21 protein-coding genes and 2 pseudogenes are annotated in these 23,513 nt (G+C 32.5%); 4 read left to right on the top strand and 19 right to left on the bottom strand.

Annotated elements, in window-relative coordinates; translation table 11 throughout:
* Positions 1-211 precede the first annotated feature (211 nt).
* Positions 212-1,374, top strand: a protein-coding gene (locus MHH42_RS12345; protein ID WP_098637997.1) for an IS3 family transposase whose coding sequence is annotated in 2 segments (ribosomal slippage) — positions 212-479 and positions 479-1,374 — 1,164 coding nt in all. Because the reading frame shifts where the segments join, the coding sequence is not laid out codon by codon here.
* 235 nt (positions 1,375-1,609) lie between these two features.
* Here the strand turns inward: MHH42_RS12345 and MHH42_RS12340 are convergent.
* The 6 genes from MHH42_RS12340 to MHH42_RS12315 all read right to left on the bottom strand — a co-directional run bounded on the left by MHH42_RS12340 (position 1,610) and on the right by MHH42_RS12315 (position 8,167).
* A complete protein-coding gene (locus tag MHH42_RS12340) occupies positions 1,610-2,923 on the bottom strand; it encodes a D-alanyl-D-alanine carboxypeptidase family protein (protein WP_033658416.1) in 1,314 nt (437 codons plus the stop codon).
* Positions 2,924-3,402: 479 nt separating this feature from the next.
* Positions 3,403-4,062 carry a CatB-related O-acetyltransferase gene (locus MHH42_RS12335; protein WP_016108408.1) on the bottom strand — a complete coding sequence of 220 codons (660 nt, stop codon included), beginning with the start codon at positions 4,060-4,062 and terminating at the stop codon, positions 3,403-3,405.
* Positions 4,063-4,314: 252 nt separating this feature from the next.
* Complete coding sequence (locus tag MHH42_RS12330; protein WP_000347979.1) at positions 4,315-5,073, bottom strand: TSUP family transporter; 759 nt, start codon at positions 5,071-5,073, stop codon at positions 4,315-4,317.
* A 67-nt stretch (positions 5,074-5,140) separates the two neighbouring features.
* Positions 5,141-6,391: a hypothetical protein gene (locus MHH42_RS12325; protein ID WP_001032371.1), complete on the bottom strand. Its 1,251-nt coding sequence runs from the start codon at positions 6,389-6,391 to the stop codon at positions 5,141-5,143.
* Between the two features lie 478 nt (positions 6,392-6,869).
* Entirely contained in the window at positions 6,870-7,148 is a 279-nt protein-coding gene (locus MHH42_RS12320) for an AbrB/MazE/SpoVT family DNA-binding domain-containing protein (protein WP_000842219.1), read from the bottom strand.
* Positions 7,149-7,288: 140 nt separating this feature from the next.
* Positions 7,289-8,167, bottom strand: a complete 879-nt coding sequence (locus tag MHH42_RS12315; protein ID WP_000397971.1) for a helix-turn-helix domain-containing protein — start codon at positions 8,165-8,167, stop codon at positions 7,289-7,291.
* A gap of 247 nt (positions 8,168-8,414) precedes the next feature.
* Between MHH42_RS12315 and MHH42_RS12310 the strand changes: the two genes are divergently transcribed.
* On the top strand, positions 8,415-8,666 hold the full coding sequence (locus MHH42_RS12310; protein ID WP_000827556.1) for a response regulator transcription factor: 252 nt from the start codon (positions 8,415-8,417) through the stop codon (positions 8,664-8,666).
* Between the two features lie 425 nt (positions 8,667-9,091).
* Here the strand turns inward: MHH42_RS12310 and MHH42_RS12305 are convergent.
* From MHH42_RS12305 to pepD, 4 genes and pseudogenes are all read right to left on the bottom strand, one after another.
* A pseudogene (locus MHH42_RS12305) lies at positions 9,092-10,273 on the bottom strand (agmatine deiminase family protein).
* Between the two features lie 515 nt (positions 10,274-10,788).
* Positions 10,789-11,391, bottom strand: a complete 603-nt coding sequence (locus tag MHH42_RS12300) for a hypothetical protein (RefSeq protein ID WP_000517300.1) — start codon at positions 11,389-11,391, stop codon at positions 10,789-10,791.
* Between the two features lie 27 nt (positions 11,392-11,418).
* Positions 11,419-12,228: a papain-like cysteine protease family protein gene (locus tag MHH42_RS12295; RefSeq protein WP_097838101.1), complete on the bottom strand. Its 810-nt coding sequence runs from the start codon at positions 12,226-12,228 to the stop codon at positions 11,419-11,421.
* Between the two features lie 310 nt (positions 12,229-12,538).
* A complete protein-coding gene (pepD, locus tag MHH42_RS12290; protein ID WP_000287565.1) occupies positions 12,539-14,008 on the bottom strand; it encodes a beta-Ala-His dipeptidase in 1,470 nt (489 codons plus the stop codon).
* A 243-nt stretch (positions 14,009-14,251) separates the two neighbouring features.
* Between pepD and MHH42_RS12285 the strand changes: the two are divergent.
* Positions 14,252-14,640, top strand: a pseudogene (locus MHH42_RS12285) (YxeA family protein).
* A gap of 48 nt (positions 14,641-14,688) precedes the next feature.
* On the opposite strand, the gene spoIISB reads toward MHH42_RS12285, so the two are convergent.
* The 5 genes from spoIISB to MHH42_RS12260 all read right to left on the bottom strand — a co-directional run bounded on the left by spoIISB (position 14,689) and on the right by MHH42_RS12260 (position 17,493).
* Positions 14,689-14,865 carry a stage II sporulation protein SB gene (spoIISB, locus tag MHH42_RS12280; protein WP_000808012.1) on the bottom strand — a complete coding sequence of 59 codons (177 nt, stop codon included), beginning with the start codon at positions 14,863-14,865 and terminating at the stop codon, positions 14,689-14,691.
* A 75-nt stretch (positions 14,866-14,940) separates the two neighbouring features.
* Positions 14,941-15,066: a hypothetical protein gene (locus MHH42_RS12275; RefSeq protein WP_000588713.1), complete on the bottom strand. Its 126-nt coding sequence runs from the start codon at positions 15,064-15,066 to the stop codon at positions 14,941-14,943.
* A 112-nt stretch (positions 15,067-15,178) separates the two neighbouring features.
* Positions 15,179-15,919 (bottom strand): type II toxin-antitoxin system SpoIISA family toxin, encoded by a 741-nt coding sequence (locus MHH42_RS12270; RefSeq protein ID WP_000155917.1) that lies wholly within the window; start codon positions 15,917-15,919, stop codon positions 15,179-15,181.
* A 186-nt stretch (positions 15,920-16,105) separates the two neighbouring features.
* A complete protein-coding gene (gpmA, locus tag MHH42_RS12265; protein ID WP_000594132.1) occupies positions 16,106-16,843 on the bottom strand; it encodes a 2,3-diphosphoglycerate-dependent phosphoglycerate mutase in 738 nt (245 codons plus the stop codon).
* 167 nt (positions 16,844-17,010) lie between these two features.
* Positions 17,011-17,493 (bottom strand): MarR family winged helix-turn-helix transcriptional regulator, encoded by a 483-nt coding sequence (locus MHH42_RS12260; protein ID WP_000191892.1) that lies wholly within the window; start codon positions 17,491-17,493, stop codon positions 17,011-17,013.
* Between the two features lie 126 nt (positions 17,494-17,619).
* Between MHH42_RS12260 and MHH42_RS12255 the strand changes: the two genes are divergently transcribed.
* Positions 17,620-19,296 (top strand): alpha-keto acid decarboxylase family protein, encoded by a 1,677-nt coding sequence (locus MHH42_RS12255; RefSeq protein WP_340893425.1) that lies wholly within the window; start codon positions 17,620-17,622, stop codon positions 19,294-19,296.
* Between the two features lie 178 nt (positions 19,297-19,474).
* On the opposite strand, the gene MHH42_RS12250 is transcribed toward MHH42_RS12255, so the two are convergent.
* From MHH42_RS12250 to MHH42_RS12235, 4 genes are all read right to left on the bottom strand, one after another.
* A complete protein-coding gene (locus tag MHH42_RS12250; protein ID WP_000381789.1) occupies positions 19,475-20,257 on the bottom strand; it encodes a class I SAM-dependent methyltransferase in 783 nt (260 codons plus the stop codon).
* Positions 20,258-20,598: 341 nt separating this feature from the next.
* On the bottom strand, positions 20,599-21,006 hold the full coding sequence (locus MHH42_RS12245) for a VOC family protein (RefSeq protein ID WP_340893424.1): 408 nt from the start codon (positions 21,004-21,006) through the stop codon (positions 20,599-20,601).
* Between the two features lie 118 nt (positions 21,007-21,124).
* Entirely contained in the window at positions 21,125-21,835 is a 711-nt protein-coding gene (locus MHH42_RS12240; protein WP_000787488.1) for a class I SAM-dependent methyltransferase, read from the bottom strand.
* A gap of 302 nt (positions 21,836-22,137) precedes the next feature.
* Positions 22,138-23,490: a DEAD/DEAH box helicase gene (locus tag MHH42_RS12235; protein ID WP_002038674.1), complete on the bottom strand. Its 1,353-nt coding sequence runs from the start codon at positions 23,488-23,490 to the stop codon at positions 22,138-22,140.
* Positions 23,491-23,513 lie beyond the last annotated feature (23 nt).

Below are 23,513 nucleotides of genomic sequence, written 5' to 3'. Positions count from 1 at the left end.
GTATCAATTTTTATTTTCACCTGATAGAATAATGAATGTTCTTTCATCATGTAACTTTATTAAACTAATCTTGCATCAGAACCCTTTGAATCTAAATATTCATAATAAACGCCATCCTTCCTGTATGGAGTGAACCCTGAGAATGAGACGATAAAAAACACCTCTCTAAATCGTAAGTATCAGTTATGATTTTAATGGAGGTGTTTTTCGTATGGGGAAAAAGGCGCATTATCCCGCCGAAATAAAGTGGAAAGTAGTTGAAATGAAACACCAAGGATTCAAAAATAAAGAAATTATGGATGCCTTAGGAATTAGACATGTGGCTCAAATTAAAACTTGGATGAAATGGTATCGTGAAGGCGAAACCTATCGGTTTGAACAATCTATTGGAAGACAATCTGCACATGGAAAAGGCTTAAAAAGGTTAACAGAACTTGAACAAAAAGAATTAGAAATACGTTATTTAAAGGCAAAGATTATATTGCTGGAAAAGTGCCAAGAAATCTTAAGGAGGTGGGAGGAAAAGAAGAAATAATGAAAATGATAAATGAATGGCAATCAATTTTTACAATTGCAGAACTGTGTTCCATATTTAATATTTCACGTGCTACTTATTATCGTTGGAAAAAGCAGGAGAAAACAGTAACTAATCATGAAGAAAAAACCGTAATAGAAATATGTCAACATCATAAATATCGGTACGGATATCGTCGGGTTACAGCTTGTCTACGTGATCAATTTAACATCGTAATGAATCATAAAAAAGTATTACGTATCATGAGAAAATACAACGTATTATCTCGGGTTAGAAAAAAGAAAAAGATATTTGTGCTCGGTCATGAACCAGTGGTAGCTAAAAATAGAATACAACGGAGATTTAAAGCTACCAAGCCTAATGAAAAATGGTTCACTGATATCACGTATTTGATGTTCGGCAATAAGACTCTTTATTTTTCATCTATTATAGATGGGTTTAACAATGAAATTGTAAGTTATAAAATAGCTGAGACACAGGATGTTTCTCTTGTATTAGATACTCTAAAAGAGGCTTTAAGAAAGCGAAATGTGATTGATACGATTTTACATTCGGATCAAGGAAAGGTGTATACATCAAAACAATTTCAAACATATGCCAAAGAAAAAGGCATTATCACAAGCATGTCTCGTACAGGAAACTGCCATGATAATGCTCTCATAGAATCCTTTCATTCTCATTTGAAATCCGAAGGATTCTATGCGCAAAATATAAAACAATCGAATAATGCTAGTATAATACAAACTGTGGATGAATACATCCACTACTATAATTATGAACGGATTCAGAGAAAATTAGATAATATGTCACCTATAGCTTATAGGAAACATGTTATCTAGGTGTTTTTTCTTTGTCTCACCAAATGGGGTCAGACCACTGTATATTTCTACAAAAAGAATAGCGTTTTTTGATTATATGGATACAAATTTATTTTAGCTTAATTGCAATACGAAAAGTTCCGAAGAACCAAATTTGAGAATTAATACAATCTTCCATTCCAAGCTACCCTCATAAGAATCTATAGTACTTTGAAACTTTTTGTTCCAGATTACTATTTAGTTTTATCCTATAAAGTTAGCTTTTTACTATATCAACCGCACTATCCCACATACCGCTAAAGAAAGATCCGATTTGGCGCATAAAACGTGTAAACCAATTTGCTTGTTCTACATCAGATTTTGTTACAAGGTCTATTTGTAATGATTTACCTGATAAGAACCCAGGATCTATATTATCTTTAGGCGAGATAATCATTTTACTAATTGTTACACCTTTTTTAATAGGCGCTTCTTGTTCTTTATTCGATACTTTAAATTCTTTTTTATAAACGTCATTGTTGCCCTTCGGCATTGGAAGTGCAACAGCTTGCTTCGTTTGAACTACTACATCTTTATCTTTTGCATTTGCTACTCGAACTGTTTCATGTCCTTTTACTACTGCATCTTTTCCGTAGACATTCTTCACTTCAAAATTCGCAAATCCATAATCGTATAATTTCTTTGTTTCATCAAAACGTGCCGTATGAGATTTTGCTTTTATCACTACAGAAATTAGGCGCATACCATTTCTTTCTACTGTACCAGTGAAACAATCTCCCGCTTCTGGAGTCGTTCCTGTTTTCAAACCATCTACACCTTCATATTGCTTAATTAAACCTTTTAACATCCAATTAAAGTTCGCCATATCAATTGGATATTTACCACCCTCTTGGAATGTTTTTTTAGGAATTTTTGCTGTATTTAATATTTGGGGGAAATCTTGAATAAGACGTTGTGCTAAAATTGCACAATCCCTTGCAGACATTTTATTTTTCTCGTCTAGAGTTGTCCCTTCTGGGTGATATCCTTTTAAATCTTGATTTGTTAAGCCTGTAGAGTTTACAAATTTATAATCTTTCATTCCAAACTCTTTTGACTTATCGTTCATCATTTTTACAAAATTGACTTCTTTACCAGCAATCTCTTCAACTAAAGCAATTGTTGCACCATTTGCAGAGTAAATTGCCATTGCCTCATATAACTCTTTTACCGTATAAGAGCCACCATTTTCTAATGGAACGTTTGATAATGAACGATCTTGCGAAATCTTATGTGCATATTCAGAGATTTTAACTTTTTGATCCCATTTAAGTTTTCCTTTATCTACCGCTTCATGCACTAAGTATTCGCTCATCATTTTTGTCATACTAGCAATTGCCAATGATTCATCTGCATTTTTTTGATATAAAATTTTTCCGGAATTTGCCTCTATTAAAATTGCTGATCCTGCTTCAACGTCTATAGCAGGAACTGTTTCCGCTGATGCTCTTCCAGATGTAACAACAATGCTACAAAATAGTGCAAGCACTGTTACTATTGCAATAAATCTCTTGCAAAACATACCTTTCACTTCTGTTACCTCCAATATCTTTGTACTCAAAAAACGTTCTTCTAACATAATCCTCAAAAAATAGACAGTGTTATCAAATTCTATATACATATAAGACGTTAGGATAACTTTCATATAGACCATCTCATCAAACCCTTTTAGGACAATGACACTTCGTATTCCCACACACATCCCTCTTTTTAATACCTTCGTATTTTTCAAAATGATCCGTACTTTCATATTTTTTAGGATTACACTTAATAGACAATCTAAATAATACATTTGTTCCACATTTACAAAAAATAAAACCAGTGTGTCCCGATTAAATATCGAGACACACTGGTAATCAAGCATTCGTTTATTAGCTATCAAGGATTTTAATTATTCAATTCAGCTATTTGCTAGACTTATATTAGAGATAAATTTCCTTTAGTCTAAACTATTAGTTTTTTGTAATAAAAAAACTACACCCTATACTGGATGTAGTTTTTCTAACTGATTTATTTATTTTTCACTTCATTTTTATAAAAAGCAAATAATGGTTCGATGGATGGACTAGATAAAAGAGGAATTGCCTTCTCAATCAATTCCCTATCCCAATCAAACCAACGCATTTCCATTAACATGTTTATTTCTGTATCAGTGAATCGTTTCTTTATTTCCTTAGCAGGATTTCCACCAACTATTGTATACGACGGAACATCTTTACTTACGACAGATCCTGCCGCAACAATTGCACCTTCACCGATTGTAACGCCAGGCATTATTATAGCATTCATACCAATCCAGGCATCGCTTTTAATGACTGTATCACCCTTCGGTTCATATGATTGTTCTATTTGCTCAATGAATGGATAAACTGTAATCCATTCAGGGTGATGATTATGATTCCCACCCATTAAAATGACAACTCCACTTGCAATACAAACATAATTTCCAATAATGAGTTTATCAAGTTGCCAACCCATCTGTTCAATTGGATTGAAAAGTACTCGAGACTTAGCATCGCCCCATAAATATCTAACGCAACCATCTTCAAAATTTTGATCGCCATAATATCCTGAATAATAGGAGTACTCTCCTACTTCAATAAGTGGATTTGTTACTATATCTTTTAAATACTTCGTTTCAGACCAATGATTATATAATGGATGCTTCATAATTACATTCCTCGCTTCTAAGTATGGTAGATTTAATAATTTACTTAGAAGCTTAATACGACAGCTACATTTTTAAACTTTTTCAAACGACGAATCATTATCTTCAAGCCTTTCTTTTATACTAAAAAAAGCATAACGCAATACATTACACTAGTCAAATTGTTTAATTTTGAACACATCTTAAACAGCGTAATACTGCAACAAGAACATTAAAACACTCTAACTTTGATACAAATAATATATTAATTACATTTAGTTCATATTTTGTAAAAAAATTTTAATTGCCATGACAAAGCAAACAATAACCACTATTGGTCGTATTAATGACGTCCCTTTTGTAAGCACCATCTTTGCCCCAATATATGACCCTATAATTTGACCAAGCATCATAATCAGCCCAATTGTCCAATCAATTTGGCCAAAAATAATAAAATATAACAAAGCAGCGAAATTACTAGTAAAATTCAAAATCTTAGCATTTGCAGTTGCTCTTGTAGCACTATATCCACATAAAAGAATGAACGCTAAAGCAATTAAGCTACCTGTTCCTGGGCCGAAGAAACCATCATAAAATCCAAGGAATGGAGCCACTGTTAACGCAAATAACAACATACTTATTTTTCTCGGTCGATCTTCGTTTGCTATATTTGGAGATAATAGAAAATAAAGACCAATAATAATAAGTAAGAAAGGTAATATCATGATTAGATATTCTGCTCGTATCTGTAAAATAAGCCATCCACCCAAAATAGATCCAAAAAAGGTCATTAAGATGGACAAACGCATTTCTTTGAGATTAATTTCTTTCTTCTTAATAAAAATCACAGTTGCCATGAGGGTTCCGCTACTCCCTTGTAGTTTATTAGTTGCTATCGCTACAGAAGGAGACATACCTACTAATAACATTACTGGGATAGTTATCATACCACCGCCCCCAGCAATTGTATCTATCCATCCTGCTAAAATAGCTACTAAAAATAGTAATATGAGTAATTCAATAGTAAAATCCATATAAAGGAAATGGGAAGGTTTGAGCTATTACAGCCCAAACCTTCCCATTCTCCCTCCTCTCTTTAAACTAGTTTATGATATCTGTAAAGTAACTCTCTTTCTGGTCGCGTAATCGGCTGGAAACGTATTGCCTGCAAACAATTCTACGTCCATACTTATTATCACCAATCGGAATTTTATATTCTTCCTCCGATAACCTTTCTCTACCATGGGTTACATTTGTTTGCTTACCATAGTATGAATTTGGCATAATCAATAAATCTTCAGATGTAAGCGGGACTTTATAAGTAGGCATTGTCCGTAACAGTTCCAAAAACATGTCGAATTTTAACTTTTCTTCTTCACTTCCTCCCACATAAATCAATCTATTTTCTGCTCCATTCAAACAAGTTGCAATAATATCACCATTATCATCCAAAAATATAATTTGGTTTATTTCCCCTACGAATCCCGATATTTCACCATCCGCCATTCCTGCGATATGAGCAATAGGCATTTTACTTATCGCCAATATATCATCTTTACTGAAGTGATTTTCTTCAAGATGCTTTTGAAGTAATTTTGGTGTTCCAATATGAGTATTGGTTTTTAAATTTAACACTCCTTTTAATAAAAGAGCATCAACCCTCGTAAATTTGCCGCAAGTAATTTCCGAAACTATTAGTTCGACGGATTTATTAAGTCTATTCGATACAATGTCTAAATTCGTATTGAACGATTTCAATCTTTCTTCAATATGTAATTGATCTTTCATATCTGTATACACTGTCGCATCGTTATGTTGATAAAAGTTTCCGCCACCAGTGCTTGCACCGACATTTCGCAAAACTTCATCATTGTTTAAAGGGGAAATGAGATGAAATCTATTTTTCCCTGCATGTTCGGACGGATGAATCAAAGCATCATAATTAAAAAGTGTGGCAAAAAGCCATGTGACCCATTCAGCATAAAAATATTTTTTCATTCTATCGTGTTCGTTTTCACCATAATTAAAGCCTTTGCGATTTTCTCCAGGTAATAGGGTTTCCATAGGATCACACGGAATATTTTTAATAAGGATAGGCGGTACGTTTCCACCACAATTCGCTTCTTTTATCATATGAAGTAGTTTTTTTACATCTGAATTCGGAGTTTTCTTTGAATAGTCAATCAAACAAATGAGCCACTCTTTTGAAAAGCTTGCAGCTATTTCTTGATCACAAGTATAAGGATTATGAGTTTTTAATTCATTGTCTATCAGATTCTTGATTTTATCCTTTAATACATTAGGAATAGTAATTTCTTCAATTTCCGTAATCTGCAGTATTCCTTTATTCATTATAAAACCTCCGTTATTTTATTTTTCTACACCATATCTCCTGTTAAATGAACTACCCACTTCTTTTTTGCTCCTTTGCTTTTCGTCAGAACTATTAGAACCACCAATTTACAGATACTAAACGTGAATGATACGAGATTTCCTCTTAGTTACATTTCTCCAACGAATTCCCCTTGAATTAGCATATTTAATTTGAAAATCTAATTCATTTTCTAAAACTTTCCGAAAATCGAAATCAGAATTTTCTTCATACTAACAGTAAAAATATAACACGAAACCAAAAAATGTAAATAGTTAGGATTTTTTATAAAAAATAGTCAGACTACTTTTAGGATAATTCGCATTTCATTGGACCAGCTATTCCCCTCTATTTTATTTATAACAATTAAACAACCTGTCTTTGCAATAAAAAAAGTCCCCTGAATGATAGAGGACCTTCTTTACAAGTATATTTTATTTTAAAGTTCTTACTTATCTTTTATTTTAAAAGATATTGCTGTAACTTCTTTATTAACAGTTCTGTTCCCTCTGGACTTACAATAATCTTCCCATTCGCTAACGAAATATTCTTATCTGAAATATCACCTGTAATTGCACAAGCTTGCGAAGATTGATATTTCCGCAAAATAATCTGATCATCTTCCACAAACATTTCTAGCGCATCTTTTTCTACAATTCCTAAACTCCGTCTTATTTCCATTGGAATAACAATACGCCCCATACTATCTGCTTTACGAGTACTCCCTCTTGATTTCATAAAATGTCACCCTTTATTTTTATCTACTATTACAGGACTTATTTTAGCAATAAACAGCAATAAGGAATAGTTCGTATTACAGCACTTATTTTAACAGGAAATTCCAATAAGGAATAGCTCATATTAAAGCTTTCTCATGTTTATTTCTGGTTTTTAAAATATTTATCCTTGATTATCTTAATATATTGTTTTCTTTCTGTTAGTTCAAAAATAAATAAAGCCTTATTAATATAGTTAAAACCATCTTCACTAGATTGCTGAAGTTCTAATAAATTTGAACCTTTTTCGAAATTTAGTTCCCCTAATAAGTATAAACTATTTATATTAATGGCTAATTTAATACCTATATCACTGTACTTTATTGCTTCTACATGTTCATATGTAAGATGTAAACATTTTGTTAAGTTATAAATAATTCTTAATTTAATTTCTTTATTTCTAGGAAATTCTATCTTATTAAAATTACTTAAACATTTCTTTAATATGCCTATACTTTTTTCATATTCTCCATTTTCCGCATAGATTACTGCCATTGTATGCATAATATCTATTTCTCTTTCTGATAAAAAATCAGCATTGGTTACAGTTAGTTTTAATGCATGATTTAAAAGATTTAAAGCAGTTTTTGTTGATCTGTTCACCATAAATATAGCAATTGCTTCATGCCATAGTAGAAATTGTTTATTTTCTTTTGACTCGAAATTATTTTCGTTTTTCTCTTTTTTCACTATTTCATAAAGTTCTTCATATTGTTTTTGTTTTATGCAATCTCTTATTACATATTTTACGTTTTCTACATATTTTAATTTTTTATTTTGAGTTAGCGCAAATATATAATTCGGATCAACACCAAGTCTTTCAGATAATTGATACAACAATATGCTAGATGGATAAATAATACCTTTTTCTATCTTACTAATCTGACTTTGTGAACATATTCCCCGACATAGTTCAGATTGTGATATATTTTTTTTCTTTCTAAGTTCTTTAATAATAATACCGAGATTATAGAATTCCATTTCTCCCCCTCAAATGTAACAATTTATGAGTATAAGAATATTTTCCAACTTTTAATGTGATGTAAAATTAATATAGTTACAATTACTAATTATATTGATTTATAGTTTCTTTTACAAACTTGTATTAAAATGAGAGAAATTATTACAATTAAAGGGAATAAAGAGTATTGGATATGATTTTTCAGCTTTATTTCAAATAATAGTTTCTTTTGATTTTTATATGAATAATTTCGAAGGAGCTTATTTTATGAAAAGAATGTTAACCGAAAGAGAGTTAGAAGTGGCTATTTATGTAGCAAAAGGATTAACAGATGCAGAAATTTCCAAAAAGATATATATTAGCCCTAGAAGAATTTCAACGATAATTAATCATATTAAAGAAAAATGGCGTATTCATTCTAGAGTGGAATTAGGTATTTTAGTTTATCATTTTGGGTTTATAGATGCACCCTTATTTTCAAATAAAGAAAGTCATTTATTTGAAAAGATTGCACAATAATTGTCCAAGTATAATTCGTTTAAGTTACAAATAAAAACAGAAAAACCGCTGAACTTTTATTATTTATGGTAATTCTGCATTCTGAAGTTGATGGGCATGTATGGATTGTTAAAAAAAACATATAAATCTTATTCTTATAGATATTTTAGTAAGAATGATTGTACTAGAAACTTTTAAAAGGTGAAAACATACCTTTAAACAATGTTTCTTCCGCAACAGCAAGTATAGCTTTTCATTTAAAAAACCTATCATTTTGATTAAGATTTTTTCAAAAAGGGTAGGTTTCTTCAGTTTATAGGAAAGTTATACTAAACTCATAAAAAAATACAATAAAATAGGTAAAAATGCTATCGCGTCTTTACCTATCCTATGGATAAACAGATTCTCATATGAAATAGACAACTTCCCAAAGAATTATAAATATATTATTTTAAATTAATTGGTTGTTGTTGAGTAATACAATGAATCATACCACCATTTTTATACAGCTCTCTTACATCTATCCCCAACACTTTACGATCAGGATAAAGTTTTTGAATCATCTCATTTGCTATTTTATCATTAGGATCATTATAGTTTGGAACTAAGATGACTTCATTCGCTATATAATAATTAATATAGGAACCTTTATAATCAAGCTTCTCCCCATTTTTTAATGTAACATTATTCTTACTTAGCGGTAGATATACTTACTTGTACTTATTACCTGTAGCATCTTTTGCCTGCAGCAACTTGTTAATATCTTTGCCAGACGCTCCCCATTCAGCCAAATCTTTTTCTTTTAACGTTATAATAGTAGATTTATCGTGGAATTTGGCAAATCCATCAATATGAAAATCAGTAATATCTAAGTTAGGTGCTCCATCTAACCAAATAAAATTTGTTACCCCAAGTTCACTAAAATATTTTTCAATATCCTTTTCTAACAATTTAGCGTTCCTATTTTTATTCGTCACAGCACTTCTAGTTAATAAAACAGTTCCATTACCATCCAATTCAAATGCGCCACCTTCAAGAACAAATTTATTCCAATTTATTCTTTCAATGCCTAACTGATTGCTAAGATTCTCACGAAGACGAGCATCTTTCTTATATGGCGTTTTCTTTCCCCATCCGTTAAAGCCTGGATCTAATATCTTTAAATTTTTGTCATTATCGTAAACAAAAATTGGTCCAGTATCTCTAGCCCATACATCGTCAGTAGGTGCGATAAAGAAATCAATTTTCTCCATATTTACCCCTTGATCCGTTAGAACTTCAATAATTCTTTCTTTCTCTTCTTGATCATATGCAACAATATGAACTTTTTCTCCTTTGCTTAAAGATTCTGTCATTTGAATCCAAATCGGTTCTACTTCTTGCTGATATTTTGACCCGTATGTAAGTTCATGAGGCCATTGTAGCCATGTTCCTTCATGTTTGCTTTTTTCATCTGGCATTGTATACTTTCCTACTATTTTTTGCGCCTCTACTTTCTTCCTATCTTCTCTCTGCGGTTTTTCAATTTCCTTCGCCTGAACTTTCTCAATTCCCTTAATTTGAGCATAACCACTAATAATAGATGTGGTTAGTACAGCACTCATACACAATTTCGTTATTTTTTGCATTTCTTAACCTCCTTTTCTGTTCCACTGTAAACCTTTACATAGTGTTAAGGTCAAGCTTTTTTAATTAAATTATTACGTATGAAGCACGATTTAAATCGAACAATATCTTTCTGTGCAAAATGCAAAAAATCCACTCCGGGGGTGGTATGAAATGTTAACTTGATGAGCATGTGTAACTCCACCATTTATAAAAACTTTGGAATGCATATAAAAAGGTTTGAGAATTAGCTTCTCTAACCTTTTTATATGCACTATTATGTTTATACCTCTAACATCAATCCTTTTGCCTTTTGCCTTTTGCCTGTTCCATGTTCAACCTCATATAAATAACAAATAAGAATCAACAATTCCTACTATAATCACCATTGACCCCTATAACATCTCGCGCTTTTTTTCACTTGTTATCTTTTCTGCTCCGTCTACTGTATTTTTTATGAATGTATTCATTTCTAAAACTAATACAGTACATGAAATTTCATATTACATACGTATATATTTATTCAGTTTATAATTAACTATTCAAAAGCAGTTACGATTCTCTCTTTCATTTTCTGTATTACTTCACTGCTTACTATTTTTTGACCAGCAGGAAGTTTTAATATAGCAGCAGCACCCTTACTAAGATATATTTCTTGGTCATTATTTTGATTTACTACCAATATTCCTTGCCCTTCAAATTCAAAATAACTAATATTTTTTGTTTCATTTGTATTATTTTTTATTGCTTTATATAACCCATATAAATCTTTACTTCTATTTTCTCCACCCGTTCGAATCGGTTCAGTATCATTCGCAACAATTAGTCCCTCCGGCTGCTCACCTTTCATAATAAACCACAACTTTTCATTTGTTGGTAATAGTATATGCTTAAATTCAGAGCTATTTAACATTTGCTGTGCTGGAATTGTTTCATAGATTGGTAACGAAAATGGTGAGGTTGTTATTTTTTCAAAACTTACATTTTCAGAAGAACTACTCTTACTATATTGATAATCTTTTAATGCGATCGATTGTACTGGCTCACTTTTATTTTTTGATGCATAACTAATTTTACTAGCGAAAATAATAACAGTCATTAAACAAATGCATGGTATCACAAGCCTAAGTAGTTTTCCCATTCATGAACCCCCACACTTTTAATATTATTAATTTGCACGGATATTATAAACAGTTTCATTCCACCAAAAATTATTATTGTTATGGAACGTACTGAAATTATGATTATAATGATCACCATACCAAGGGTCCATGTAAGTTATATAGTCTGTTCCATTTGTACCTTTATAGAATCCATCAAGTACTAGAAAGTGTCCGATGTTAGCTCCATTTTGCCACATAATGAGTGCAATCATCGGTTGATAACTATTAATTTGATTTTTGAACCAATCATACGATTTTGCTCCAGAACTTATAGCTGAGCTAACACCATATCCTGATAATCCATATTGTATTTCACGTGAAGTTGCAGGATTATTATATGATCCACCTTTGACATACCTAACATACTGATCTTGTGAAGGAGTTTTCCCAAAATAATTTAAAACTGAAACCGAAGTGCCCGCCCAACACCAATTTGATCTTTCTTGTAATATGTTAGGAACAGATAATTTACGATCTGTTGATGTATTTGGAGGATTCCCATTAATATAAGCTGACGTTACATATACTTTTTTCCCATCTTTAAAATAATAAAACCAACGATTATCTAAATTTCCTGTCCAGTAATCTTTAACCGCTTCACCATACTCCCATCCTTTAAAGGATACTTTTGTATTTCCGGGAATCACCTCTACAATATTTGCATTCAAGCTTTTTTCTTCTCTAACATTTACATTCAATGGAGCAGTTGTTCCTGAAAATTCAACTTCTTCTGCTATTATTTTGTGAACACCAATGAAACTAAATGTAAAGAACAATAAAAACATACAAACAATACATTGCTTTCTTCCCTTCATTTTTCCACCCCTTCATAAGTATTAAAAAACATCAACAATTCATCCTTATTAATTGTTCAAGCTTAATATTACATACTAACGAAAAATGACTTCTCATAAAGTGAAACTTTAATCAGTGGGGGTTTTATTCATCCCCCACTGATTATTAGTTAAACCAATCGGGTTTTTATGGGCAGCCCGACCCCCACCTAACTTCTTTGCCCTCGCTGAATTTTGAGGTGGGGGTCTTACTACCTGTTAATGCGGGATAAATTCCAACACAAAAAAAGAGCCTATAAATTTTTATAGGCTACTTTTCATTTTATCGTTATTATTTAGCTAATTCTTTCATTCCCTGCATTACATCAACGAAGAATCCCCAGTTGTTCACAACAGAAGAAATACTAATATGCTCATCTGGAGTGTGGACGTTGAATATATCTGGCCCGAATGAAATTGCATCTAATTCAGGCATCTTTTGAACGAATACACTGCATTCAATCCCTGCATGTACAGCGAAGATTTCAACATCTTTGTTGTATTTTTCTTGATGTACTTTTTCAAACAAATTACGAATTTGTGAGTTTGGATTGTATGGCCACTCCGGATATTCTGACTCTAATTCAAATGTTGCTCCAACTAATTCAGCAATATATTTAATTTCATCTGCAATATGTCGTTTTAAACTACTTACAGAACTTCTTACTTCGTTTCGCAATTTAATTTCATCTTGCAGCGTTTCAATAACCCCTAAATTTGTTGAACTTTCTACAAGACCTTTAATATCCATGCTCATACTTTGAATGCCATTTGGAATTAAGAATAATGATGAAATCAGCTGTTTTTGTGTTTCTTTAGCAAATACTTTTTCTACTTTCTCATCTAATTTTGTCAGTGTAACATGAACATCTGGATCAACAGCACGCATTTCTTCTTGTAATACTCGTGTCCATGATTTTAACTTTTCTTCAACTTGCTCTACATCTTCTTGACGTAATAAAATTGTAGCTACACTTTCACGTGGAATTGCATTCGTTTTTAATCCGCCGTGAGCCTCACATATATCAAATTGAATATTTATTGATAAATCACGTAAAACTCGTCCTAGTACTTTGTTCGCATTTCCGCGTTGTTTATCAATTTCCATACCAGAATGTCCGCCCTTAAGTCCACCAACATATAGACGGTATGCGTCCATATGTGCAGGTGCCTCATCCCAAATTACTGCAATTGTTTCAACTGCTTTCGCACCACCTGCGCTACTTACAAGTAATTTATGATCTTCTTCAGAATCAATATTTATAAAGATCTTTCCATCAAAGTGGTTTGCATCAACAGCAAAAGCTCCGCCCATTGTCGTTTCTTCTTCAGTAGTAATTACTACTTCAAGTGCTGGATGCGGAATATCTTTTGAATCTAATAAAGCTAATGCATATGCAACAGCAATACCGTTATCAGCACCTAAAGTTGTTTGATTCGCATATAGCATGTCTCCAATAATTCGTAACTCAATTGGATCTTTTTCAAAATCATGTACTGTTGCTTGATTTTTTTCACAAACCATATCCATGTGACCTTGAATGATAATAGCTGGTACACTCTCATAGCCAGCAGTTGCGTCTTTTTTAATAATGACATTCAATGCTTGATCTTGAATCACTTCTAAGTTACGCTCTTTTGCAAAGCGCACTAAATAATCACTAATTTCCTTTTCATTACCTGATCCTCTAGGAATCTTTGAAATTTCTGCAAAATGATAAAATACAGGGTGCTTTGTTAATTGTTCTAAAGTAGAATACATTTTTCAAGCTCCTCTCAAAATGAAAAAATAGTATGTAAGTCTTTTATCATTATACCATGATTCATTATTTTACCTTTCCTTAAACGTATTAAAAATTTGTTATGAACAGTTCAATTTAATCCTTCTGCGCTCTATACCTTATACTCTTACATCATTGTAAGAATGTTGTAATCTATATCGATTTTTCTAATTTAACAATAGTTGTATACTTTTTAAAGAAACAAATTGAAGGAGATAAATAATATGAAAAAGCTTTTTGCTGTTATGACACTATGTTTATTATTTTCAAGCATTACTATTGGATGTGAGAGAGCATCACTAAATAGAATTGGTAAGGATGTATATTACGTACAGATAAAAGGTGAAGGCGCTATTGAAAAAGTAGAAGGCAGAAGCTTACGGAACTATACGTTGCCCGCATATGATGAAGACGGAGAAAAAAACAAATTACATTTAGAAGTACAAAAAAAGAAAACGACCATAAATTAAATGATAATGCGTTTTTACGTCTTTATGTAGATCAAGATGATATAGATAAAAATGAAATATCATCTATTGAAGTGAAGTCCTATGAAGAAATTCAGAAAGTAGATTTACCCGGAAAAGTAAAAGAAAAATTAAATGTTAACTAACTTGAAACTAACCCGCAAATAACGGAATAAAAAACAAAAGAAAATGCTCTATGCATTTTCTTTTGTTTTTTGTACTCGTATATATTTTGAACTGCTATTATTCATAAGTTTTTCTAACCGATTTATATTTTCCGTTAATGCACCTTTCACTAGAGAGAAATCTGTATTTGATTCTTCTTTTTTTTCTTTAAAAAACGAAGACTTTTGTACATTTATTTCAGCCATCTCTTCTCCCCCTTTTCAAAAAGATACAACCTTCTATTTATATTATATAGCAAATAAAGACACAGTGTACACGAATCATTTTCTTTTTAATTCTTCTTCTAACTTTTCTACTTGCTGCAACGTATCTCCTTTGATTAAAGAGAAATCTGTTGTATCTTCATTTTCTTCTTTAAAAAAATCATTGTCATAATCTTTTATCACTACAATCACCTCTACCTGCTAGTGTAGGAATGATTGTCCTATTTTATTCAACTTTGTCGAATTTTGTTTTGAATTTATGTATAGAAGAAAAGGACAGAAAAACGATTCTGTCCTACTTACTAAAATAACTATGATGTATTGTTAAATTATATACATTTTCAAAATCTCGATCTTGCAGGCTATTCTTCTTCCCATCAATAACGATAAAAACATCATTCATTATTTTTGCTGGTATAATTCCCACGTTTTCTACTTGTACTGCTTTTTGTTCATTCAATTGCTCTATATGCTCTATAGGTATTGTAATACTAAATTGAGAACGAATACCACGAAAGCCCGTATTTAATTCATTCGCTGCTTCAAATACAACAATTTTCGCTCCGATTTTTTCCCCATATGAATCTAAAAATGTGTTTAAGCTTTTTGTATATTCCTCTTCCGTATGCCATTCCATCGTCCCAAATGCTGCTGGATTAATATTTTGGATAATGTTCGTATATATTTCCCCTCTTGCTTTTGAAGCGATTAATGACCGCTTTATGGATTGAACAGTTTTACCGATATCGCTAAATTTCGCTCCCCATATTTCCGAAATGTTAGGTGTTAAAATAAATGAAATATCAACGAAAATGACCATCGCAGTGAACATTAATAAATTTTTCCAGAGGGTTAAATCGATTCCTTTAATCATGAAATAAACTGTGACTGATGTTATGAATAATCCATACCAAGTTTTTCGAATTCGCTGCTTTTTCTCTTCATACAACTCTTCATTTCTCCAATAAAAGAAAACAAGAACTACAAAAACGATTGCTAAAATAAATAAGCCAATTCGAATGTTAGAGATCGTCAATTACATCACCCTCCATTCAAAAACTACTCACGATATCATTACATGCGCAAGCAGCTCTCTTTATGACAAAAGACGTGGACAAGCTTCTAAATTTAGCTACATCGCATATACATTAGAAGGAGGCCACGTCTTTTATCATGAGTCTACATTGTATATGTAGACAAGCATGCATTTCAAATTTTCATGTTAAAAAGAAATATGTTTCGGAATTTCCCCTTCAGGTACTTCTCCATCCATACTTAAATAATAATGGCGAATCGGACGTAAATTTTCGTCTAATTCATAAACGAGCGGAATGCTAGTTGGAATATTTAATGAAACCACACCATCATTTGAAAGGTTGTCTAAGTATTTCACTAGCGATCGAATTGTATTACCATGCGATGAAATAATTACTTTCTCACCACTTTTTAATGATGGTGCAATTTCTGAATGCCAATACTCCAGCACTCTCTTCTCCGTATCCTCTAAACATTCTGTCAATGGAAATTCACCTTTTTTGAGTGTTTTGTATCTCGGATCATTCGCTTCATATCTAGGATCTTCTTCAGTAATAGCCGGTGGTCTTACATTGACACTTCTTCTCCAAATATGAACTTGTTCTTCACCGTATTTTTTTGCAGTTTCTTCTTTATTCAATCCTTGTAGCGCTCCATAATGCCTTTCATTTAGTTTCCATGATTTATGTACAGGCACCCAAGTAAGATCCATTTCATGAAGAACAATCCATACAGTCCGGATTGCTCGTTTTAATACAGATGTGTAAGCAACATCGAAAGTATAACCGTTTTCCTTTAATATTGCTCCTGCTTCTCTTGCTTCACTTAATCCATTCTCTGATAGATCTACATCCGTCCATCCAGTAAAACGATTTTCAAGGTTCCATAAACTTTGTCCGTGACGAATTAGTACAAGTTTTATCATTATAATTCCCCTCTCGGAAATGTGAATTTTATTGTTCCATCGCGTACACGTATAAAGTATCTAGTAATGCACCTTTTTATCCATTCACTCTATGATTTATCCATAGTTGCCAAATGCATGGATAAAATTCTTTCTTTTTCAAACTATAAAGAAAGGCCTATTTCTCATTATTTTTGATCAACTGGAATTTCTCTTTTCGCTATCCATGCATCATGACCTGAACGGCTATTCGCCATTTCGTTCATAACTTGATGCCAATTCTCTTCACATGATTCACCAAATTTTGAAAAAATAGCACCCATTTGCTTTCTTTGAACATCACTTAGTTTTTTCTCTAAATCTGTCCCTTCTTCTGTTAAGGATAATTGTTTTACTCGACGATCATGAGTAGCTTCATTACTTTCAATTAGTCCTTTTTCCACAAGTTGACGCAGTGGTCCATGAAGAGCTTGTTTACTTATTTCTAATAGCGATAGTAACTCATTTACACTTATCCCTGGAAAACGTGCGATAAAAAATAAAATTCGGTGATGCACTCGTTGTATACCATATTCTTTTATAATTTCATCTGGCTTTTCAGTAAATGTCTTATATGCAAAATAAAATAATGCCAATGCCTCATTCATCTGTTCTTCTTTATGTTGTGTCATCTACTTTCCCCCTGTATGTAAATTATACCACAATCCAGTAATGAATATTTTAATCAACGCACTTGAACTTCTGTAGTCCATTGAAGCATTCGCTACACGAACTAAAATAATTAGGAGATGATTCTCTTGAAAACGCAATATACTGTAAGTACATATTTATTAGATCGATTATACGAATTAGGAATTGAGCATATATTTGGTGTTCCTGGTGATTATAATCTTGCCTTTTTAGATGATGTGATTGCACATAAAAATTTAGAGTGGATTGGCAACTGTAATGAATTAAATGCGGCATATGTAGCAGATGGATATGCTCGCATAAAAGGTGTTGCTGCTCTTATTACCACTTTTGGTGTGGGGGAATTGAGCGCCATAAACGGCATTGCCGGCTCATATGCCGAAAACGTACCAGTTATAAAAATTACCGGTACACCAACAACAACCGTAATAGAAAATGGAGAACTCGTTCATCATACATTAGGTGATGGAAAGTTCGATCACTTTTCCAATATGTATCGAGAAATTACGGTAGCACAAACAAATTTAATCCCTGAGCATGCCGCTGAGGAAATTGACCGTGTACTCCGTGCATGTTGGAATGAAAAACGTCCAGTTCATATTAATTTACCGATCGATGTATATAATAAACCAATTAATAAACCTACGGAACCAATCTTAAATCATCCCATAGTAAGTAATAAAGACGCATTAGATAAAATGCTTCTACATGCCACTTCCAAAATAAATAGCGCAAAAAAACCTGTTATTTTAGCTGATTTTGAAGTGGATCGATTTCATGCTCAGGAGGATTTACATCAACTCGTAGAAAAAACTGGCTTCCCTATCGCGACATTAAGTATGGGAAAAGGAATATTCCCAGAAAAACACCCTCAATTTATAGGGGTTTATACTGGCGATGTTAGTCCTCCATACTTGCGAAAAAGAGTTGATGAATCTGACTGTATCATTAGTATCGGTGTGAAATTAACTGATACTATTACCGGTGGCTTTACACAAGGTTTTACGAAAGAACAAGTTATTGAAATCCATCCCTATACTGTGAAAATTATAGATAAAAAATACGGACCGGTTGTAATGAAAGATGTACTACAACATTTAAGTGATTCGATCGAGCATCGTAATGAAGAAACACTGGAAATTAAGTCGTTTATTTCAGAATCATCATCTATTACTAAAGAGTTCAATCCAAAAGCACAAATCGTTACACAACAACGTTTTTGGCAACAATTGTACCACTTCTTACAAGAAAACGACGTCTTAATTGCAGAGCAAGGAACACCATACTTCGGTAGTGCCGCTATCCCTCTACCTAATAACGCTACATTTGTAGGACAACCGTTATGGGGATCTATCGGATATACACTTCCCGCTCTATTAGGAACACAACTCGCTAATGTAACACGGCGTAACATTTTAATTATTGTTGATGGTTCATTCCAGTTAACTGTTCAAGAATTATCCACTATGTTACGTCATAATTTAAAACCAATCATATTTTTAATTAATAACTACGGATATACTGTTGAACGCGCGATTCATGGACGAGACCAACCATATAATGACATACAAATGTGGGATTATAATAAACTACCAAATGTATTCGGATCAGAAGAAAAAAGTCTCACATTTAAAGTAGAAAATGAAATAGAGTTAGCAGAAGTCTTAAATAAAATAAGTTTTAATATGAATCGACTTATCTTTATTGAAGTTGTAATGAGTCAAGGGGATCAGCCTGAATTGTTAGCTAAACTTGGAAAAAGATTCGGCAGCCAAAATTCTTAAAAAGAAAAAGCGTCGCTATAAGTAATAACAGGTTCAGCTAAAAGTTGTAAAACTTGTTTTGCCACTCAAAATACACAAGGAAAAGGATGGTAAGTGCCATCCTTTTTGACATACATTGAACTTTTACTATTTATAAACCCCTTCTTCGATTAACACCCTGTGTAACAAGCTAAAATTCTTAATCAACCTTTAACTTTATAGCTTTTGTAGCAATAAAGGTTTTAATATGCTTATCTAATATCCTTGTTCCACCAAAATCATCCTCATAAAAACCCACTATAACAAAACCAGCTTCAATTTGACCTTGGATTTGGTTTTCTAAAGTATGTGCGTATTCTATTGTTTGATTTGAATTGATGTAATCTTGAACTTCATCCTCTGGTAAATAATCCAATGTTGATGAAGGTATTGAATGTTTAACATCAAGAATACCTTTTTGTTCTTGGTTGTCATCAAAAATCCATAGTAAAGGATTTGTAAATCCAGAAATAAGAATACCTTTATTCTTTAAAACCCTTGAAACTTCATTCCATACAAGATTAACATCTTTTACAAACAAATTAGAAACAGGATTTACGACAATATCAAAATATCCATCTTCAAAATCACTAAGGTCTGACATATCTCCTTGTACTGTTTTTAAAGTCAAACCCTCCCGTTTTGCTACCTTTTCATCTTGTGCCAATTGCTTCTTAGATATATCAGTAACTGTTACATCTGCTCCAGCAGCAGCTAGAACTGGTGCTTGTTGTCCGCCACCTGATGCTAAGCAAAGTATCTTTAATCCATCTAATGACTTTGGAAACCACTCTCTAGGAACTGATTTTTCCGTAGTTACTGTAATCTCCCATTCACCTGATTTGCTTTTCTCAATAACCTCGCTACTTACAGGCTGCGTGTATCTAGAACCTTCTTCAACCTTCTTATCCCATGCATTACTGTTTTGTTGTGTAGTATCCATTACGATTCTTCCCCCTAACTATCTAGTTGCAATTTAAGTGTAAGATTATTAACTATTTATACATTCCTTTTTCTATTAACCTACCAGATAGTAAATACTTAGTTGTATATATTTATCTTAACAGATAATCGACCGTAAATATAAAAACATTCTAAATAAACACGAAATTAGACAACTATTCAATTCATTTAAAATAAACGATATTAATTAACAATTCCCCAAAAATGATATACCAACAAAAAAGGCGTTCCAAACCTGTTGACAGTTGGAACGCTTTTAAAGTTATTTAATTTTTCAAACTCTTAACTGAACACATTATACAAATAAGTGATGCTTCTTTTTTATTCAGCAAGAGTTAACTGCCAAGATACACCATACTTATCATTTAACCAGCCAAACTTTTTACTAAACGGATAAGAACCTAAAGGCATAAGAATTGCTCCATCCTGCGCTAGTTTATGAAAGACCGTTTCAATTTCTTCTTCTGTCTCACAAGTTACATAAAGAGACATAGCTGAAGTGAATGTAAAATTATGATTTACATAACTATCAATACACATGAACTCTTGTCCGTTTAGCGTAAAAGTTGCATGAATTACAGTTCCCTCTTTACCAGGTCCATTTTCATCGTAGCGAGAGATACTTACAATTTCTGATTGATCAAATAGGGATGTGTAAAAATTCATCGCTTCTTCAGCTTTTCCTTCAAACATTAAAAATGTAGTAATTTTTTGATTTGTGTTACTCATATAGAGACAGCCCCTTGTTATGTATTTATGCAAAACATACATCGTTCAACGAAACCGAACGTACATTCTTATAAATGTATTGTCTATAAAAACGGTAAATTTGTCAATTATCTAATTTTCATTTCTTCTTAAACAATGCTGTCCAAAGAAATGATTCCCCAAACATATCATTCGGTTGTTTCATTTGTTTCATCTTCCTAATTTCAATTACTTCAAACTCTTTAAATATCTCCCTCAATTTTTCTTCAGAATATGCAAGACCACCTTGTAAACTCCAACCTCTATATACGTCCCAATCTGTTATTTCTGATCCATTTCGTTCATCCAAATCACCTGCTGCAAAACATGTTAATCCGAAATAACCACCTGATTTTAAATATCTATCAATTAACTCTATATAATTCATTCTTCTATGTGGTGGAATATGATGAAGGCAACCAGAATCATATATAAAATCAAATTCATTTTGAACCTCTAAATTGAAAATTGAATCACAAATGAAGTGAATTTGTACCCCTTTTGCCAACGCCCTCTCTTTTGCCCACTGAATGCCTTCTGCAGATAAATCCACTGCTGTAACATCAAATCCTTCATTCGCTAAATAAATGGCATTTCTACCTGGACCACATCCAAGTTCTAATACTTTCCCTTTTGAAACTCTCTCTTTTTGTATATACGAAACTAGATTCTCATCTGGAATATTTTCAAAAAACGGAACATCCTTTTCTCTATTGGCATAAAATTCATTCCAAAATGGTTCTGCAGGTCTTAATAATGAATCAAGCATTTTTAAAATGTCTTCTTGTGTGTGTAACGTTTCATTTTTCATTTGCACTCCTCCATATTTTAATAGTCAGAAAATCATTATATAACCTCCTGAACATTCAGACAAATGAAACTCCACATTTTATTCTTTCTTTATTTTTCAATTCACTTTAAATACGGTAAATGAAATTATCAACTTTACTCGCATTGAGCAAATGCATACCAACCTAATCTTAAAATACAAAAAGAGCCACAAATTTTTGTGACTCCTTCTGCATTCATAATTGTATCAGGATTTTTTTATTATATATCGATTTCTCTATTAACAAACAATATATCTCTTCATCCCAATTACCACTTCATATTTTAACGCCCACGTCTTTTCTGACCTTGATTTGTACTACTTTTCTTATTGCTTGGCTTATTAAATGATTGATTATTTTCATTTCTCGAACCATTTCTCGAATCACTTCTTGAGCTATTTCTCGAATCACGTCTTGAACCTTCACGGCTATCTCTTTGACGATTTTGACCTGATTTCTTTGGAGCCGGCTTTGGTACCGGTTTTCCATTTTCATCTACACGTTTTATCTTCGGTTGTTCGATTATTTCTCTTTGTATTGGTGCACCAAGCGTTTTTTCAATTTCTTCTAAATGTTTTTCATCTTTCGCTGCAACGAACGTAATTGCAAGACCTGATCCACCTGCACGTCCTGTTCGGCCAATGCGGTGAATATAACTTTCTACATCTTCAGGGATATCATAGTTAAATACGTGCGTTACACCATCTACATCAAGTCCACGAGCTGCTACATCCGTTGCGATTAAGTACTGAATTTTAGCTTCGCGGAAACTCTTCATAACTCTTTCACGTTTCGCTTGAGGTATATCACCATGAAGTTCAGCACAATTATAACCTAGTCCTTTTAAATTATCATACAACTTACTTGCTCTAACCTTTGTACGACAGAAAATAACTGCTAAAAATGGCTGATCACGATCCATAACAAAACGAAGTGCATCTGGCTTTGCACGATCTGTCGTCTCAATAACACGCTGTTCAATTGTATCTACCGTTACTTCTTCACTTTGTACTTGAATCATTTGCGGCTCATCCATATAACGTTTCGCCAATTTTTTAATATCTTTTGGCATCGTTGCTGAGAATAACATCGTTTGTTTGCTACCAGGTGTCTCATCTAAAATATCTTCAATATCATATAAGAAACCGAAATAAAGCATTTGATCCGCTTCATCTAGTACAATCGTTGAAAGATTACTTAGATCAATTGTTTCACGTCGTATATGATCTAATAATCGTCCTGGTGTTGCTACAACAATATGTGTATTACCTTTTAACTTTCTCAATTGTTGTGCTACATCTTGCCCGCCATAAATCGCTAGTACATTAATATCTTCTCTTTGAACAAGCATTTTTTTAATTTCAGTTGTAATTTGCAATGCTAGTTCCCTTGTTGGTGCAACAATTAAAGCCTGAACATCACTAGACTCTGGATCGATTTTTTCTAAAATCGGTAAGACAAATGCTAATGTTTTACCCGTTCCTGTTTTCGCTTGCCCAATAATATCTTTACCTGACATAATAACAGGAATTGCTTTTTCCTGAATTGGTGTTGCTTCCGTAATTCCATTTTCACGTAATGTATGATTAAAAGTTTCACTAATTCCTAATTCTAAAAAGTTTTTCAAATAGACCACTTCTTTTCCTTATTTTTCACATT

It is taken from the genome of Bacillus sp. FSL L8-0099 (genome assembly GCF_038006385.1).
GTDB classification, from domain to species: Bacteria; Bacillota; Bacilli; order Bacillales; family Bacillaceae_G; genus Bacillus_A; species Bacillus_A toyonensis.
Note: the sequence above shows the minus strand (reverse complement) of the source record. Positions and strands in the feature narration are given on the sequence as shown.